General features: G+C 65.6%; 12 protein-coding genes. 11 read left to right on the top strand and 1 reads right to left on the bottom strand.

Annotation, left to right across the window (positions count from 1 at the left end):
* Positions 1 to 14: 14 nt before the first annotated feature.
* Positions 15 to 908, bottom strand: a complete 894-nt coding sequence (locus tag JYG36_RS12780) for a helix-turn-helix transcriptional regulator (RefSeq protein WP_213604253.1) — start codon at positions 906 to 908, stop codon at positions 15 to 17.
* 222 nt (positions 909 to 1,130) lie between these two features.
* On the opposite strand from JYG36_RS12780, the gene JYG36_RS12775 reads away from it, so the two are divergent.
* From JYG36_RS12775 to JYG36_RS12725, 11 genes are all read left to right on the top strand, one after another.
* Complete coding sequence (locus JYG36_RS12775; RefSeq protein WP_213604251.1) at positions 1,131 to 2,798, top strand: (2,3-dihydroxybenzoyl)adenylate synthase; 1,668 nt, start codon at positions 1,131 to 1,133, stop codon at positions 2,796 to 2,798.
* On the top strand, positions 2,798 to 3,586 hold the full coding sequence (locus tag JYG36_RS12770; RefSeq protein WP_213604416.1) for a thioesterase II family protein: 789 nt from the start codon (positions 2,798 to 2,800) through the stop codon (positions 3,584 to 3,586). Before JYG36_RS12775 ends, JYG36_RS12770 begins: the two co-directional genes overlap by 1 nt.
* Positions 3,586 to 3,891: an isochorismate lyase gene (locus tag JYG36_RS12765; protein ID WP_213604249.1), complete on the top strand. Its 306-nt coding sequence runs from the start codon at positions 3,586 to 3,588 to the stop codon at positions 3,889 to 3,891. Before JYG36_RS12770 ends, JYG36_RS12765 begins: the two co-directional genes overlap by 1 nt.
* Complete coding sequence (locus JYG36_RS12760) at positions 3,888 to 5,285, top strand: isochorismate synthase (protein WP_213604247.1); 1,398 nt, start codon at positions 3,888 to 3,890, stop codon at positions 5,283 to 5,285. The genes JYG36_RS12765 and JYG36_RS12760 overlap by 4 nt, the downstream gene beginning before the upstream one ends.
* Before the next feature lie 145 nt (positions 5,286 to 5,430).
* Complete coding sequence (locus JYG36_RS12755; protein ID WP_093381997.1) at positions 5,431 to 5,706, top strand: hypothetical protein; 276 nt, start codon at positions 5,431 to 5,433, stop codon at positions 5,704 to 5,706.
* Between the two features lie 200 nt (positions 5,707 to 5,906).
* Positions 5,907 to 7,949 carry a TonB-dependent receptor plug domain-containing protein gene (locus JYG36_RS12750; RefSeq protein ID WP_213604245.1) on the top strand — a complete coding sequence of 681 codons (2,043 nt, stop codon included), beginning with the start codon at positions 5,907 to 5,909 and terminating at the stop codon, positions 7,947 to 7,949.
* Complete coding sequence (locus tag JYG36_RS12745) at positions 7,936 to 9,237, top strand: ABC transporter substrate-binding protein (protein WP_213604243.1); 1,302 nt, start codon at positions 7,936 to 7,938, stop codon at positions 9,235 to 9,237. The genes JYG36_RS12750 and JYG36_RS12745 overlap by 14 nt, the downstream gene beginning before the upstream one ends.
* The gene (locus tag JYG36_RS12740) at positions 9,234 to 10,553 is read left to right on the top strand and encodes a di-heme oxidoreductase family protein (RefSeq protein WP_249744428.1); all 1,320 of its coding nucleotides are present in this window, start codon (positions 9,234 to 9,236) and stop codon (positions 10,551 to 10,553) included. Before JYG36_RS12745 ends, JYG36_RS12740 begins: the two co-directional genes overlap by 4 nt.
* Positions 10,554 to 10,678: 125 nt before the next feature.
* Positions 10,679 to 11,920 carry a multidrug efflux RND transporter periplasmic adaptor subunit MexE gene (gene mexE / locus JYG36_RS12735; RefSeq protein ID WP_213604240.1) on the top strand — a complete coding sequence of 414 codons (1,242 nt, stop codon included), beginning with the start codon at positions 10,679 to 10,681 and terminating at the stop codon, positions 11,918 to 11,920.
* A 12-nt stretch (positions 11,921 to 11,932) separates the two neighbouring features.
* The gene (locus tag JYG36_RS12730; protein WP_045198110.1) at positions 11,933 to 15,112 is read left to right on the top strand and encodes an efflux RND transporter permease subunit; all 3,180 of its coding nucleotides are present in this window, start codon (positions 11,933 to 11,935) and stop codon (positions 15,110 to 15,112) included.
* On the top strand, positions 15,109 to 16,536 hold the full coding sequence (locus JYG36_RS12725) for an efflux transporter outer membrane subunit (RefSeq protein WP_213604239.1): 1,428 nt from the start codon (positions 15,109 to 15,111) through the stop codon (positions 16,534 to 16,536). Before JYG36_RS12730 ends, JYG36_RS12725 begins: the two co-directional genes overlap by 4 nt.
* The last annotated feature ends 222 nt before the right edge of the window (positions 16,537 to 16,758 follow it).

The following is a 16,758-nucleotide window of genomic DNA, read 5'->3' as shown; positions in this document are numbered from 1 at the left end:
AGAGTCAGCGCGCGTCAGCGGATCTCGCTGGGCGATACGCCATAGCGTTTGCGAAAGGCAATGGAAAAATGCGCCGGGCTGTAGCCCACGCCATAGGCGACGGTCGAAACGTTGCTCTCTTCATCGCTGAGCATGCGGTGCGCTTCGCTCAGGCGATGCTCGTGCAGGTAGCCGAACACACTGGTGCCAAACACCTTGCGAAAGCCTGCGGTGAGCTTGCGCGGGCTCATGCCGACATGGGCGGCCAGGGCATTGAGGCTCGGCGGCTCGAGCAGCGAGCGCACCAGCAGGTCACGGGCGGCGTGCACGCGCTCGACATCCGAGGCGGTGATGCGCAGTTTCTGCTCTGGCTGGGCGCGTTCATCCAGTAAAAACTGGGCACTGAGCGCGGTCAGCTCGAGGGCCTTGCCACCCAGGTACAGCGAGCGGCTCGGGCCCTGCATCGGGCAGGTGGCGATCTGCGTGGCCAGGGCCTGCATTGCCCGCGGCGCCGGGCGCACCATCATGTAGGGGTCGCCGCCCCTGGCCGCCAGCAGCTTGCGCGGGGCCATGCCCAGGTGGCGGTCGAGCGACTCCAGGTCGAGCTGGACGATGGTGTAGCGCAACGGCATCGAGGTGCCGTAGATCTGCGACGAGGTGAACTCGCCGTCATTGACGATGGTGCACAGGCTCGGGCCGCGGATCGATTGCTCGGCGTGCCCCGGAATCCGGCAGGACAACTCGCCGCTCTGCACCAGGATCAGCTTCAGACCGCGCTCCAGCGGGTCCTCGACCCAGGCCTCGCTCTCGGACCAGAGGGTGCCGGTAACCAGGGTCATGTGCGGTTCCAGGTAGACCGTCCCGGGCTGGTTGCCCTTGGGGTCGGCCTGCTTCTCTGGGTGAGTGGGGGCGATGATCGTAATAGTCATTGGGTTTTCCCTTTTCCTGAGGCCATTACGTAGGGCCTGACCTGAAATAACGGGAGGTTTGTAAACCCTCAACCTCCCTGTTTGAAGCCACTGCGTATTTCATCTAATGAAAAAGTCGCGGCACCGAAAGCCTTGGCGTTGAGAAGCGCTCGGCGAAGGATAATGATAATAGATCTCATTAAGCCATTTGTAGCCAATTATTTTCTACAAATAGGAGATTTCATGTCCTTGAACACTTCGACCCCCCTGCCAGATGCCGTAGGCGACGCTCCCGACTGGCCGCCGGCCTTTGCCCGGCGCTATCGCCAGGCCGGCTACTGGCAAGCGCAGACCTTTGCCCAGGCCCTCGACACCGCCGCGGCCCGCAACCCGGCAGCGATCGCCATCAGCGACGGCGCCCTGCATTTGAGCTACGCCAGCCTGGCAGAACGCTGCCAGCGCCTGGCCGGCGGCTTGCGCGCCCTTGGCCTCAACGCCGGTGACAACGTGGTGGTGCACCTGCCCAATGGCAGCGCCTTTGTCGAAGTGTGCTTTGCCCTGTTTCGCCTCGGCGCGCGGCCGATCCTGGCCCTGCCCGCTCATCGTCAGCACGAGATCGGCGGCTTCTGCAGCTTCGCCCAGGCCACGGCCTACATCGGCTGCGAGCAGCTCGAAGGTTTCGACTGCCGGCAGATGGCGCGCCAGTTGCGCACTGCCAACCCGCACCTGCGGCATGTGCTGATCGACGGTGACGCCGAAGAATTCATTGCCCTCGGCACGCTGTACGGCGGCGAAGCAATGGAGCAGGACGCCGGCGATCCCGAGGCGGTAGCCTGCTTCCAGTTGTCGGGGGGGACCACCGGCACGCCCAAGCTGATTCCGCGCCGGCACGCCGAATATCTCTACAACGTGCGCGCCAGCAGCGCGGTCTGCGGGCTCGACGCGCAGACCGTGTACCTTGCCGCGCTGCCCATGGCGCACAACTTCACCCTCTGCTGCCCCGGGGTGATCGGCACCTTGCTCGCCGGTGGCCGGGTGGTGTGCAGCCGCCGCCCCGACCCGGACACCTGCTTCGCCCTGATCAGCGCCGAGCGGGTCACCGTCACCGCCCTGGTGCCGCCGCTGGCCATGCTCTGGCTCGACGCCCAGGCCCAGCGCCAGGCCGATCTGTCGAGCTTGCGACTGCTCCAGGTCGGCGGCGCGAAGCTGCTCAGCACTGCTGCGGCGCGGGTCAAACCGGTGCTCGGCTGCACCTTGCAACAAGTGCTGGGCATGGCCGAGGGGCTGCTCTGCTACACCCGCCTGGACGATCGCGAGGAGTTGCTTCTGCACACTCAGGGCCGGCCACTGTGCGCCGATGACGAGCTGCGCATCGTCGACGAACAGGGCCAGCCTGTACCCGACGGTGTAGTCGGCGAGCTGCAAGTGCGCGGCCCCTACACCATTCGCGGCTACTACCGGCTGCCCGAACACAACGCCAAGGCCTTCACTGCTGATGGTTTCTATTGCAGCGGCGACCGCGTGCGGCGCACCGCCGAGGGTTACCTGGTGGTCGAGGGGCGGGACAAGGACCAGATCAACCGCGGCGGCGAAAAGGTCGCCGCCGAAGAAGTGGAAAACCTGCTGATCAACCATCCCCAGGTGCATGACGCGGCGCTGGTGGCGATGCCCGACGCGGTGCTGGGCGAGTCCACCTGCGCCTTTATCGTCGCCCGCGATCCGGCGCCCTCGGCGTTTGGCCTCAAGCAGCACCTGCGCAGCCAGGGCCTGGCCGCGTTCAAGGTGCCAGACCGCATCGAGTTCGTGGCGCAGTTCCCGCAGACCGGAGTCGGCAAGGTCAGCCGCAAGGACCTGCGCGCAACCCTGCGCCAGGCCTGGCTCGATGCCAACTGTGGGAGCGTCGCCTCGTGATGGCCGGGCTGTTGTCCCAGGGCGAGCGCTGGGTGCGCCCCTATCGATTGACGCCGATGCCGCGCTGGCGCCTGGTGTGCTTTGCCCATGCTGGCGGCAGTGCGAGTTTTTTCCGCGACTGGGCCAGCGCCCTGCCCGCCGATATCGACCTGTTGGCCATCCAGTACCCGGGCCGTGAAGACCGCTTCGGCGAAGCCTGCCTGAGCGACATGCCCAGCCTGGCCGAGGCCGCGAGCGTTGCGCTGCGTGGCTATGCCGACCGGCCGCTGGCGCTGTTCGGCCACAGCCTCGGCGCGGTGGTCGCCTATGAAGTGGCGGTGCGCCTGGCGCAGCAGACAATCGCCGTCGAGCAGTTGTTCGTCTCCGCCCACCCGGCGCCGCAGTGCCAGCGTGGCGGGCAGTTGCACAGCGGCCCCGACAAGGCCCTGCTCGACGATGTGCGGCGGCTGTCGAGCCGGCCCAACCCGCTGCTCGAAGACCCGGCCCTGTGCCAGATGTTCCTGCCCAGCCTGCGCCATGACTACCAGATCGTCGAAACCTACAGCCGCGCCGCGCCGCAGCCGCTCAACAGCCGCATCACCGTGTTCTACCCCGAGCAGGACCCGGAGATCGACCTTGACGAAGCCCTGGCCTGGCAAGCCGCCAGCCTCCAGCCACTGCACCTGCAGCGCTGGCAGGGCGAGCACTTCTACCTCATCGAACAGCGCCAGGCGCTGCTCGATGCCCTGGCGGCCAGCCTGCTCGGCCGTCGCCCGCTGACATCACCTGCCCTTGAGGAAGCCCTCTGATGAAATCCCCTGACGCTTGTGAAGGCCTGCCGGACATCCGGATCGCCATCGATTCACTGGACCACCAGATCATCGAACTCATGCGCCAACGCATGGCTTACGTCAAAGCCGCCGCCCGCTTCAAACCGACCGAAAACAGCATCGCCGCGCCCGAGCGCGTCGCCCAGATGCTCCCGCAACGGCGCCAGTGGGCCGAGGACGCCGGGCTCGATGCACACTTTATCGAAACCCTGTTTGCCCAGATCATTCATTGGTACATCGCCCAGCAAGTCGTGCACTGGCGCAGCATGAGGGTGCCGGCATGAAAGCCCTGACCCGACTGGAAGAGCACCTCGGCGAGCTGACCCAGGTGTTCGAGCAGGCCCGCCAGAGCGCGGTGCTGCAAGCTGAGCCGGTGCTGGCCAGTTACGCCCTGGCAATCGATGCGGTGGACCTGCTGGAGCTGTTTTGCCGGGTCGACCAGCCCTGCGCCGAGGCCGTGTTCTGGCGCGCCGCCGATGGCGGCAGGAGCCTGTTCGGCTGGGGCGTGGCTGCAGAGCTGAGCGGTGCTGGCGAGCAGCGTTTCGCCAGCGTTGACCAGCAGTGGCAGCACTGGCTGCGCAGCGCGGTGATCCACGGCCCGCAGCCGCCGCTGCTGTGCGGGGGGTTTCGCTTCGACCACCAGGTCCAGGCCAGCAGCGCCTGGCAGGGTTTTGGCGACGCCTCGATGCGACTGATGACCTTGCTGCTGATACGCGACGCCGACGCCTGCTGGCTGCTGTGCCAGCAGTTGGTCGGCCCTGCGGACACTGCCCAAAGCCGCTGCGAGCAGGTGCTCAATGAGTGGCACGGGCTGATGGATCGCTACCTGTCGGCGCCGGTTGTCACGCCGCCCGCGCAGCACCGCCGCGACCAGAGCCTGCCGCGCGCCTGCTGGGAGAGCAAAATCGTCCAGGCCCTGGACGCGCTGCGCGATACCTCGATGAAAAAGGTGGTGCTGGCGCGCGAAGTGCTCAGCGAGTTTTCCCGGGCCGTCAGCCCGGGACGCACCCTGGCGCGCCTGGCCAGCAACGATCCGGCGGCCTACCTGTTCGCCTTTCGCCGCCAGCAAAGCTGCTTTATCGGCGCCTCGCCGGAACGCCTGGTCAAGCTCGACGGCGGCCGCCTGCAGACCCTGGCGCTGGCCGGCACCAGCCGCCGCGACCCCGACCCGCAACAAGACGCGCAACTGGCACAGGCGCTGCTGGACTGCGAGAAAAACCGCCACGAACATGCACTGGTGGTGCAGATCATCGAAAGCGGCCTGGCGCCATGGGCAAGCCAGTTGCAGGTACCGGCGACCCCGTCGGTGCAACGCCTGAGTCGGGTCCAGCACCTGAGTACAGTGATCGAAGGTCGCCTGCGCCCGCAAACAAGCCTGCTGCAAGTGGTCGAAGCCCTGCACCCGACACCCGCCGTCGGCGGCCACGAGCGCCAGCAGGCCATGGCGCATATTCGCCACTGCGAAGGTTTTGACCGCGGCTGGTACGCCGCGCCCCTGGGCTGGCTGGACGCGCGGGGCAACGGCGAATTCATCGTCGGCCTGCGCTCGGCGCTGTTGAACGGCGAGCAGGCCCGTCTGTTCGCCGGTTGCGGCATCGTGCCCTGCTCGGACCCGGCCAGTGAATACGAGGAGACCTGCATCAAGCTTGCGGGGATGCAGTTGGCGTTGCAGGCGTGAGTGCGGTTGGGGTTGGGATAAGCCCGCTGCCCCAACGTCCAAACCCAAGGATCAATTTCCCCGGTTTGCGCCAAGAACCTATAATTGAGTTGACCGGTAGCCAACCCGGGCACAGCCCCCTTCGGCGATCCGGACTGCCTCTGACATGAACACTACCCTCTTCACCACCTGCCTGCTCGCCCTCTGCCTGGCACTCACGGCCGGTTGCTCGAGCAAACCCAAGGCCAAATACCTGGCCGCCAACGCCGGTTCCAACTGCCACGCCAAAGCCGTGCCCACAGCCGGCGAAGGCGGCCTGGCGTGGGGCCCGACCTTGCAGATCGCCCGGCAGAAATCCATGAACAACTGCATCCGCTACGCCGGGCGCTCCGGCGGCCAGCCCAGGACCTGCAAGGTGGTGCTGGCCGAGTGCAAACGCTGATCCGCATGTAAGCCATACGCTATATAAATTCTTATATAGCGTTGTCAACTTGCTCGCCTGGCTCTAGTATCGGCGGCGTTCTGCCGTTGCGCGTACCCGCTTGATCGATGCGATCAGACGGCTCCGGGGAGGGAGCTGTCGGTCGTTTTGCGCCACGCGCTATATAAAATAATATATAACGATACCGACCAAGGAGCGTCATGACCCCGTTCGCCCCCCGTACCCTGCTGCTCGCCCTGGCCGCCATCAGCGCCGAGGCTGCCGTGGCCGAGCAGAAGAAAACCTTCAGCCTCGGTGAAATCCAGATTTGGGCCCCGCAGGATGAGGCGCTCGCCACCGGCAGCAGCGTCGTCGAGCTCGAAGACATGCGCCTGCATGACCGCGAGACCGTCGACCGCGCCCTGGCCCTGGCGCCTGGGGTGAACCTCGCCTACATGGGCGGGCGCGCCGAGCAGGTGGTGTACGTGCGCGGTTTTGACCGCCTGCAGGTGCCGGTGTATATCGACGGCATTCCCACCTATGTGCCCTATGACGGCAACATCGACCTGGGACGTTTCACCACCTACGACCTGTCGCGCATCGAAGTGGCCAAGGGTTTCGCCTCGCTGCTGTACGGCCCCAATACCCTGGGCGGGGCGATCAACCTGATCACCCGGCGGCCCACCGAAACCTTCGAAGGTGAAGTCGGTGGCGGCCTGGAGCTGACCGACCACGGCAACGTCAACGCCTATCGCAGCTACGCCAACCTGGGTTCCAACCAGGGCAACTGGTGGATGCAGGGTGGCGTATCGTATGTCGACTATGACTACACGATGCTGCCCGACGACTTCGAGCCAACCAACAACCAGCAAGGCAAGGGCCGTCGGGAAAACAGTAACAAGCGCGACGGCAAGTTCAGCTTCAAGCTCGGCTTCACCCCCAACGATACCGACGAGTACGTGCTCGGTTATGTCCAGCAGGAAGGCCGCAAGGGCCAGCCGCCCTACGCCGGCGACCTGCCCGCCAGCGGCCAGCGCAAGCGCTGGTGGGAGTGGCCGCAGTGGGACAAGACCAGCCTGTTCCTGGCCACCAACACCCGCTTCGGCGAGCACGGCCTGAAGACCCGGGTGTTCCGCGACACCTTCAAGAACTCGCTGGAAAGCTTTGTCTACAACAACGGTATCCATGGCGCGATGCAGCCGGGGTTCCCGAGCAAATACGATGACGAGTCCACCGGCTTCTCGGTCGAAGGCGACCTGGCCCTGAGCACCGGCAACCGCCTGGGCATTGCTTATCACTTCAAGGAAGACGTGCACCGCTCGCGCGATGGCAGCGACCCGCAAACCCACTTTCGCGACCAGACCCAGTCCATCGCCCTGGAAGATACCCTGCGCCTGAACGACATCCTCAGCGTGGTCGGCGGGGTGTCGTACAACTACCGCAAGAGCCTTGAGGCCGAAAACTTCGGTACCAGCGCCGCCTCGCCCCGGGTCAAGACCCTGTATGACGAGCCGACCGGCAGCGACGATGCGGTCAACAGCCAGTTGGGCCTGTTCATCAACACAGGCCCCTTGCTGGACATCGACCACAACGGCCAGGTGCGCCTGACCGTGGCGCGCAAGAGCCGCTTTGCAACCATCAAGGACCGCTACTCGACCCGCTTTGGCACGGTGATCCCCAGCCCCGATCTGAAGTCCGAACGCGCCACCCACTACGAGCTGGGCTACAGCGGCGCGATCAGCCGCCAATGGACCCTCGACACGGCGCTGTTCGTCAGCAACATCGAAGACTCCATCCAGCAGGTCACCGTCGCCCCGGTCGCCGGTTGCGCAGCGCCCTGCGGCCAATACCAGAACATCGCCAAGGCGCGTAACCAGGGCGTCGAACTGGGCCTGCGCGGCGATCTGGGCAACTGGGAATTCAACACCAGCTACACCTACCTCGATCGTGAAAACCGCAGCAATCCCGAGCTGCGCCCGATCGATACACCGCGCCACAACCTGTTCGCCTCGGCCAGCCTGAACCTCGACGCCTGGCGCCACACCGCCAGCGTCGAAGCCGCTTCGCGGCGTTACAACATGTCCGATGGCAGCCAGATGAGCGGCGGCTATGCGCTGTACAACCTCAAAAGCGGCTATCGCTTGAGCAATGACGTGCGCATCGAAGCGGGCATCCGCAACCTGTTCGATCGCCTTTATGAATACAGCGAGGGGTACCCGGAAATTGGCCGCAGCTACTTCGTACAGTTCAATGTGCCGCTCTAAGGCCTGGCTGCTGGCGCTGCTGCTGGGCGCAGCCAGTGCCCGGGCGGGCGCGCCGCAGCCGGTGGTGGTGTTGACCAGCTACCCCGAGGAGATGATGACGCGCTTCGAAGAGGCCTTCGAGCGCGCCAACCCTGATTATCGCCTGCAGATCCTCTGGCGCCAGGGCTTCGATGCCCTGCCCTATCTGCGTCAGGCCGATCAGGGCGGGGTCGATGTCTACTGGGCGCCGTCACCGGGCAACTTCAAGCGTCTGGCCCAGGACGCCGGCTGGCAGCCGCTAGGGGTCGAGCTGGACGGTTTGCCGCCGCGCATTGGCGGCATCGCCCTGCGCGATCGCGCGGCGCGCTACCAGGCCACGGAGCTTGCCGGTTACGGCTTTGCCATTAACCCGGAAGAACTGGCCAAGCTGAACATGCCTGCCCCGCAAGACTGGCCGGACCTGCTCGATGCCCGCCTGCGCGGGCGCATCGCCTTGCCCGACCCTGCGCACGTCGGCTTTGCCCCAGTGCTGCTGGATATCGTTTTGCAGGCCTACGGCTGGGATCAAGGCTGGGCGCTGTGGAGCGAGCTCGCCGGGCAATCGCGGCTGGTCAGTCGCGGTGGCACCCTGGTCAGTGACGAGGTCGCCAGCGGGCGTTCGGCAGTGGGTGTGTCGATCGACTTTTTCGTGGCTTCGGCGGTGAGTAACGGCGAAGCGGTCGAGTTTGTCTACCCGGCCCACGGCGGGCTCAACCCGGCGCATATCGCCATCCCTCGCCAGGCCAGGCAGGTCGAGGGAGCGCGGGCCTTCGTGCGCTTCGTGTTGTCGCCTGAAGGGCAACGCCTGCTGGCCGACCCGGACATTCGCAAGTTGCCGGTGCGCCCCAGCATTTATGCCGACTTGCCGGCGGGCTATCACGACCCCTTCGCCGCCGCCCGCCAGGGCGCCTATGCCTACACCGACGACAGCTCGCGCGAACGCCTGGCGCTGATCACCTCGCTGTTCGAGCAATGGCTCGGCCAACCCCATGAACGCCTCGCCGTGTTGTGGGCGCGGGTGCATGCCGGTGAAGCCCAGGGCCGCGACCTGACCGCGGTGCGCGAGTTTCTCAGCGTGCCGCCTATCGACGAAGAGCAAGCGGCGTCGGCGCCGTTGCTGGCACTGTTTGCCCAGCGCCAGGACCATGGCATGCAGCGCCAGCCCGCGAGCGACCGGGATGCCCTCGGCCGCGAGGAAATCGCCTGGCAGTTCCATAGCGCCCGGCAACAGGCGCAAGCCGAGCGCCTGCTGTCGGCCATGGGCCTGTGAAGCGCGCTATCTGCTTGCTGCTCGCCACGCTGCTGAGCACGCCCGCCAGCGCCGCCGTCAGCCGTGAAGCCTTCGCCCAGCCCTTGCCGGGGCTGGACGATGCGCAGCAGCTGGAGCGTTTCTTTCACGGCCGCAGCCTGTTCCGCCAGGCCTGGGTGGTGGCGCCTTCGCGGGACGAAGCGGTCGATGGCCTGGGGCCGCTGTACAACCGCATCAGCTGCATTGCCTGCCACCCCAAGAATGGTCGCGGGCAGGCACCTGCCAGTGAACAGCAACCGCTGCGCACGATGCTGGTGCGCCTGTCGCTACCCGGGCACGATGCCCACGGCGGACCGCTGGCGCATCCGGTCTATGGTGATCAGCTCAGCGAATCGGCTGTTCCCGGCGTGGCCGCTGAAGGTCGGGCGCAAGTGCGCTGGCAAGAGCAATGGGTCACCCTGACCGATGGCGAACGCATCGGCCTGCGTTCGCCGCGCCTGAGCTTCAGCGAACTGGCCTACGGCCCGTTGGGTAACGTGCGCACCTCGATGCGGGTCGGCTCGCCGGTGTTCGGCCTGGGCCTGCTCGAAGCCATCGAGGCCAGCACCCTGCAGGCACTGGCCGACGCGCCCAAGCCCGATGGCGTCAAGGGCCGCGTCAACCAGGTATGGAGCGTCGAACGCCAGCGCCTTGAGCCCGGGCGCTTTGGCCTCAAAGCCAACCAGCCGGACCTGCGTCAGCAGATTGCCGGCGCCATGCACGGTGACCTGGGGATCACTTCGCCACTGTATCCCCAACAAAACTGCACGCCGTTGCAAACGGCCTGTCGCCAGGCTGCCAGCGGCGGCGAACCGGAGCTCGATGCCGTGCAGCTGGGCGACCTGCACTTCTACCTGGCCCACCTGGCGCCACCGCCGCGCCGCGACCGGAGCAAGCCCGAGGTGCAGCGTGGCGAACAGTTGTTCAGCCAGGCTGGATGCGCCCAATGCCACCGTCCGCACCTGAGCACGGGCCAGCATCCGCTCTACCCGCTGTTGTCAGCGCGGCAGATCGAGCCTTACAGCGACCTGTTGCTGCATGACATGGGCCCGGACCTGGCCGATGGCCGTGACGATTACCTGGCCACCGGCCGCGAGTGGCGCACCCCGCCACTGTGGGGCCTGGGCTTGCTCGAACGGATCAACCCCGGTGCCGGGTACCTGCATGATGGCCGGGCGCGTACGCTTGAGGAGGCGGTGTTGTGGCATGGCGGGGAAGCGCAAGTGGCGCGCGAGCGCTTCAAGGCGCTGGTGGCCGATGACCGCCGGGCGTTGCGGGCGTTTTTGCGGTCGCTGTAATTTCAATCGCGGGCCAGATGCCCTCATATCATTCCCAATGATAATAACCTTCGCCCCATTCGATTCGTCGTTGATAGTTTCAAATCGCAGAATCCGCCCACTATCAATAAATTGGCGGACTCCCCATGGAACAGTCACTCAAACCTTTGCGTTACCCCCTTGCTCTATTGGCTGTATTGGTGATGAGTGCCTGCGGTCGCACCCCGGAGGCCGTGCAGGCGCCGGCGGCGACCAAGGTCAGCGTGGCCAAGGTGCTGGAACAACCAATCAACGAATGGGACGAGTTCACCGGCCGCCTGGAGGCGCCGGAAACCGTCGAGGTGCGTCCGCGCGTCTCCGGGCAGATCGACCAGGTGGCCTTCACCGAAGGCGCCCAGGTGAAAAAAGGCGATCTGCTGTTCCAGATCGACCCGCGTCCGTTCCAGGCTGAGGTCCGCCGCCTCGAAGCCCAACTGCAACAAGCCCGCGCCACCGCCATCCGCAGCGAAAACGAAGCCCAGCGCGGCGAGCGCCTGCGCAGCAGCAACGCGATTTCCGCCGAGCTTGCCGAGTCGCGCACCAGTGCCGCTGCCGAAGCCCGCGCCGGCGTTGCCGCGATCCAGGCGCAACTGGACCTGGCGCGCCTGAACTTAAGCTTCACCCGCGTCACCGCGCCGATCAGCGGCCGGGTCAGCCGCGCGCAGTTCACCGCCGGCAACATCGTCACGGCTGACGTCACGCCGCTGACCAGCGTGGTCTCCACCGACAAGGTCTACGCCTACTTCGACGCCGACGAACGCGTGTACCTCAAGTACACCCAGCTGGCGCGCGACGGCCAGCGCGGCCAGAGCACCCCGGTGTACCTGGGCCTGTCCAACGAAAACGGCAACCCGCACCTGGGCCAGATGAACTTCGTCGACAACCAGGTCAACCCCAAGACCGGCACCATCCGTGGCCGCGCGGTGTTCGACAACCGCGACGGGCAGTTCACCCCGGGCCTGTACGCACGCCTGAAACTGGTCGGCAGCGCCACCTACTCGGCGGTGCTGATCAACGACGAAGCGGTCGGTACCGACCTTGGCAAGAAGTTCGTGCTGGTCATGGACAAAGACAACAAGGCCGCCTACCGCGCCGTCGAGCTGGGGCCGAAACTCGAAGGCCTGCGCATCGTGCGCAACGGCCTGAGCAAGGATGACCGCATCGTCGTCAAGGGCCTGCAACGGGTACGCCCGGGCTCGCCGGTCGACCCGCAGGACACGCCAATGGCCAGTGACGCGACCATCGCCGCCCTCGCCCAACAACGTCAGGCGCTCGAAGCCAGTATCCAGGGCAAAACAGTGGCCACCCCCAGCGTAAAACTCGCCAGTGCCTCGGCACCGCGCGGTTAAGGGATCAGTCCGATGAATTTTTCCAAGTTTTTTATCACCCGGCCGATCTTCGCCGCGGTGCTGTCGCTGCTGATTCTGATCGCCGGCAGCATCTCGCTGTTCCAGCTGCCGATCAGCGAATACCCGGAAGTGGTACCGCCCACCGTGGTGGTGCGTGCCAACTTCCCCGGCGCCAACCCGAAAGTGATCGGCGAAACCGTCGCCGCGCCGCTTGAGCAGGCGATTACCGGGGTCGAGAACATGCTCTACATGTCCTCGCAGTCCACCGCCGACGGCAAGGTCACCCTGACCGTCACCTTCGCCCTCGGTACCGACCTGGACAACGCCCAGGTTCAGGTGCAGAACCGCGTGACCCGCACCCAGCCCAAGCTGCCCGAGGAAGTCACGCGTATCGGTATTACCGTCGACAAGGCTTCGCCCGACCTGACCATGGTGGTGCACCTGACCTCGCCGGACAACCGTTACGACATGCTCTACCTGTCCAACTACGCCATCCTCAACATCAAGGATGAGCTGGCGCGCCTGGGCGGTGTCGGTGACGTGCAACTGTTCGGCATGGGCGACTACTCGCTGCGGGTCTGGCTCGACCCGAACAAGACCGCTTCGCGCAACCTCACCGCCAGCGACGTGGTCGCCGCCATTCGCGAGCAGAACCGTCAGGTAGCCGCCGGTCAACTTGGCGCGCCACCCGCACCCGGGGCCACCAGCTTCCAGCTGTCGGTCAACACCCAGGGCCGCCTGGTCAGTGAAGAAGAGTTCGAGAACATCATCATCCGCTCCGGCGCCGATGGTGAGATCACCCGCCTGAAGGACATCGCCCGCGTTGAGCTCGGCTCCAGCCAGTACGCCCTGCGCTCGCTGCTGAACAACCAGCCGGCCGTGGCCATCCCGATCTTCCAGCGCCCAGGCTCCAACGCCATCGAGATCTCCGACGAGGTCCGAGCGAAAATGGCCGAGCTGAAGAAGGACTTCCCTGAAGGCATGGACTACAGCATTGTCTATGACCCAACGGTATTCGTTCGCGGTTCGATCGAGGCGGTGGTCCACACCCTGTTCGAAGCGCTGATCCTGGTGGTGCTGGTGGTCATCCTGTTCCTGCAGACCTGGCGCGCCTCGATCATCCCGCTGGTGGCGGTTCCGGTTTCCTTGATCGGTACCTTCGCGGTAATGCACCTGTTCGGCTTCTCGCTCAACGCCCTGTCGCTGTTCGGCCTGGTGCTGGCCATCGGTATCGTGGTGGACGACGCCATCGTCGTGGTGGAAAACGTCGAGCGTAACATCGGCCTGGGCCTCAAGCCCCTGGAAGCCACACAAAAGGCCATGGGCGAAGTGACCGGGCCGATCATCGCCACGGCGCTGGTGCTGTGCGCGGTGTTCGTGCCGGCGGCGTTCATTTCCGGCCTTACCGGGCAGTTCTACAAGCAGTTCGCGCTGACCATCGCCATCTCCACGGTGATCTCGGCCTTCAACTCCCTGACCCTGTCGCCGGCCCTGGCCGCGGTACTGCTCAAGGAGCACCACGCACCCAAAGACCGCTTCTCGAAAGTGCTCGAACGCCTGCTCGGTGGCTGGCTGTTCGGCCCGTTCAACCGCTTCTTCGACCGTGCCAGCCATGGCTATGTCGGCGCTGTCGGCCGGGTCATCCGCAGCAGCGGCATCGCCCTGTTCGTCTATGGCGGCCTGATCATCATGACCTGGCTGGGCTTCTCGTCGACGCCTACCGGCTTTGTACCGGCGCAAGACAAGCAGTACCTGGTCGCCTTCGCGCAGCTGCCGGATGCCGCCAGCCTTGACCGCACCGAGGCGGTGATCAAGAAGATGAGCGAGATCGCCCTCAAGCAACCGGGCGTGGCTGACTCGGTGGCCTTCCCGGGCCTGTCGATCAACGGCTTCACCAACAGCCCGAACAGCGGCATCGTCTTCACCCCGCTCAAGCCCTTCGATGAGCGCAAGGACCCGAGCCAGTCGGCCGCAGCGATTGCTGCCGCGCTGAACGCGCAGTTCGCCGATATCGAAGACGCCTACATCGCGATCTTCCCGCCGCCGCCGGTACAGGGACTGGGCACCATCGGTGGTTTCCGCCTGCAGATCGAAGACCGTGGCAACCTGGGTTATGAAGCGCTGTACAAGGAAACCCAGAACATCATCGCCAAGAGCCACAACGTGCCGGAGCTGGCCGGGCTGTTCACCAGCTACCAGGTCAACGTGCCGCAGGTCGATGCTGCCATCGACCGCGAGAAGGCCAAGACCCACGGTGTAGCGATCAGCGATATCTTCGACACCCTGCAGATCTACCTGGGTTCGTTGTACGCCAACGACTTCAACCGCTTTGGCCGCACCTACCAGGTCAACGTCCAGGCCGAGCAGCAGTTCCGCCTTGAAGCCGAGCAGATCGGCCAGCTCAAGGTGCGCAACAACCAGGGCGAGATGATCCCGCTGGCGACCTTCATCAAGGTCAGCGACACCTCGGGGCCGGACCGCGTCATGCACTACAACGGCTTCATCACCGCCGAGATCAACGGTGCCGCAGCACCGGGCTACAGCTCCGGGCAAGCGGAAAAGGCCATCGAGAAACTGCTCAAGGAAGAACTGCCCAACGGCATGACTTTCGAATGGACCGAACTGACCTACCAGCAGATCCTGGCCGGTAACACCGCGCTGTTCGTCTTCCCGCTCTGCGTACTGCTGGCCTTCCTGGTGCTGGCCGCCCAGTACGAAAGCTGGAGCCTGCCGCTGGCGGTGATCCTGATCGTGCCGATGACCCTGCTGTCGGCGATTACCGGGGTGATTCTGTCCGGTGGCGACAACAACATCTTCACCCAGATCGGCTTGATCGTACTGGTGGGGCTGGCGTGCAAGAACGCCATCCTGATCGTCGAGTTCGCCAAGGACAAACAGGCCGAAGGCCTCGACCCGCTGGCCGCGGTACTGGAAGCCTGCCGCCTGCGCCTGCGGCCGATCCTGATGACCTCGATCGCCTTCATCATGGGTGTGGTGCCGCTGGTGTTCTCCTCCGGCGCCGGTGCTGAAATGCGTCATGCCATGGGTGTGGCGGTGTTCTCCGGGATGATCGGGGTGACCTTCTTCGGTCTGCTGCTGACGCCGGTGTTCTTTGTCCTGATCCGCCGTTACGTGGAACGCAGCCAGGCCCGCAAAGCGGCGCGTGCGCTGAAGCTGGAGACTCATGCATGAACCGCAGTGTGAAATTCTTTATGCCCAGCCTGCTGGTGCTGGCCCTGGCCGCTTGTGCGGTGGGCCCGGACTACAAGGCCCCGGACACCGCGGCGGCGCAATTGAGCGCGGCCAACGAACCGAGCGCCAAGGCCGCCTTCGACCGCAGCCGTTTTGAAAGCATCTGGTGGAAGCAGTTCGACGACCCGGTGCTGAACAAACTGGTCAGCCAGTCGCTGGACGGCAACCGCGAACTGCGCGTGGCCTTCGCCCGCCTGAAAGCGGCGCGGGCGATTCGCGACGATGTCAGCAACGACGCCCTGCCCACCGTCACCAGCCGCGCCAGCGCCGACCTGGGCAAGGGCCAGGTGCCTGGCCAGAGCGAAGATCGGGTCAACAGCGAACGCTATGACCTGGGCCTGGACATGGCCTGGGAGCTGGACCTGTTCGGCCGCATCCAGCGTCAACTTGAAGCCAGCGAAGCCGAGCAGGCCGCCGCCCAGGCCGACCTGCAGCAACTGCAGGTGAGCCTGATCGCCGAACTGGTCGATGCCTATGGCCAGCTGCGCGGTGCGCAATTGCGCGAGAAGATCGCCCTGGCCAACCTCAAGACCCAGCAGGATTCGCGGGGTATCACCGAAACCTTGCGTGACGCCGGGGTCGGTAACGACCTTGATGTGGTGCGGGCCGATGCCCGCCTGGCGGCGGTCGAGGCCAGTGTGCCGCAACTGCAGGCCGAACAGGTACGGGCGCGCAACCGCATCGCCACCCTGCTCGGCCAGCGCCCGGACGCCCTGGCGGTTGACCTGTCGCCGGCGCAACTGCCGGCCATCGCCAAGGCGCTGCCGGTGGGCGACCCCGGCGAGCTGCTCAAGCGCCGCCCGGATATCCGCAGCGCCGAGCGCCAGTTGGCAGCGGCAACCGCCAACATCGGCGTGGCCACCGCCGACCTGTTCCCCCGGGTCAGCCTCAGCGGCTTTCTCGGCTTTACCGCCGGGCGCGGCTCGCAACTGGGCTCCTCGGCCGCCAAGGCCTGGGCCCTGGGCCCGAGTATTACCTGGGCGGCCTTCGACCTGGGCAGCGTGCGCGCCCGCCTGCGCGGCGCCAACGCCGATGCCGAGGGCGCCCTGGCCAACTATGAGCAGCAGGTATTGCTGGCCCTGGAAGAATCGGAAAACGCCTTCAGCGACTACAGCAAACGCCAGCAACGGCTGCTGGCCCTGCTGCGCCAGAGCGAAGCCAGCCGCAAGGCGGCCGATCTCGCCTCGATTCGCTACCGCGAAGGCACGGTCGACTACCTGGTGCTGCTCGACGCCGAACGCGAACGCCTGAGCGCCGAAGATGCCCAGGCCCAGGGCGAAGTCGACCTGTACCGCGGCATCGTCGCCATCTACAAGGCCCTCGGTGGCGGCTGGCAGGCCGAAAGCGTGGCTGCGGCGAACTGATTCAACGGCTCCTTTGGTTGGTTTCTGACCGGCCTTTTGCCCCGCTTGCGGGGCTTTTTTATGGCCGATCGCGGGGCAAGCCCGCGCCTACAGGTTTGGCATCGCTGCGATATCTGTAGGCGCGGGCTTGCCCCGCGATAGGGACCCACCCCCCTTTTACATTTGACGTCACCGGCCCTCGTGACCCAAGCTCAAGCCTTTGCAGCCGCGACACGCTTCGGA

Origin of the sequence: Pseudomonas sp. SORT22 (genome assembly GCF_018417635.1) — a bacterium.
Taxonomy (GTDB): Bacteria; Pseudomonadota; Gammaproteobacteria; order Pseudomonadales; family Pseudomonadaceae; genus Aquipseudomonas.
This window is presented reverse-complemented; position numbering and strand designations above follow the sequence as displayed.

Bases quoted from the DNA above. Each gene is read 5' to 3' on its own strand.
- JYG36_RS12780 (WP_213604253.1), bottom strand. From the start codon at position 908: ATGACTATTACGATCATCGCCCCCACTCACCCAGAGAAGCAGGCCGAC.
- JYG36_RS12775 (WP_213604251.1), top strand. From the start codon at position 1,131: ATGTCCTTGAACACTTCGACCCCCCTGCCAGATGCCGTAGGCGACGCT.
- JYG36_RS12770 (WP_213604416.1), top strand. From the start codon at position 2,798: ATGGCCGGGCTGTTGTCCCAGGGCGAGCGCTGGGTGCGCCCCTATCGA.
- JYG36_RS12765 (WP_213604249.1), top strand. From the start codon at position 3,586: ATGAAATCCCCTGACGCTTGTGAAGGCCTGCCGGACATCCGGATCGCC.
- JYG36_RS12760 (WP_213604247.1), top strand. From the start codon at position 3,888: ATGAAAGCCCTGACCCGACTGGAAGAGCACCTCGGCGAGCTGACCCAG.
- JYG36_RS12755 (WP_093381997.1), top strand. From the start codon at position 5,431: ATGAACACTACCCTCTTCACCACCTGCCTGCTCGCCCTCTGCCTGGCA.
- JYG36_RS12750 (WP_213604245.1), top strand. From the start codon at position 5,907: ATGACCCCGTTCGCCCCCCGTACCCTGCTGCTCGCCCTGGCCGCCATC.
- JYG36_RS12745 (WP_213604243.1), top strand. From the start codon at position 7,936: ATGTGCCGCTCTAAGGCCTGGCTGCTGGCGCTGCTGCTGGGCGCAGCC.
- mexE (WP_213604240.1), top strand. From the start codon at position 10,679: ATGGAACAGTCACTCAAACCTTTGCGTTACCCCCTTGCTCTATTGGCT.
- JYG36_RS12730 (WP_045198110.1), top strand. From the start codon at position 11,933: ATGAATTTTTCCAAGTTTTTTATCACCCGGCCGATCTTCGCCGCGGTG.
- JYG36_RS12725 (WP_213604239.1), top strand. From the start codon at position 15,109: ATGAACCGCAGTGTGAAATTCTTTATGCCCAGCCTGCTGGTGCTGGCC.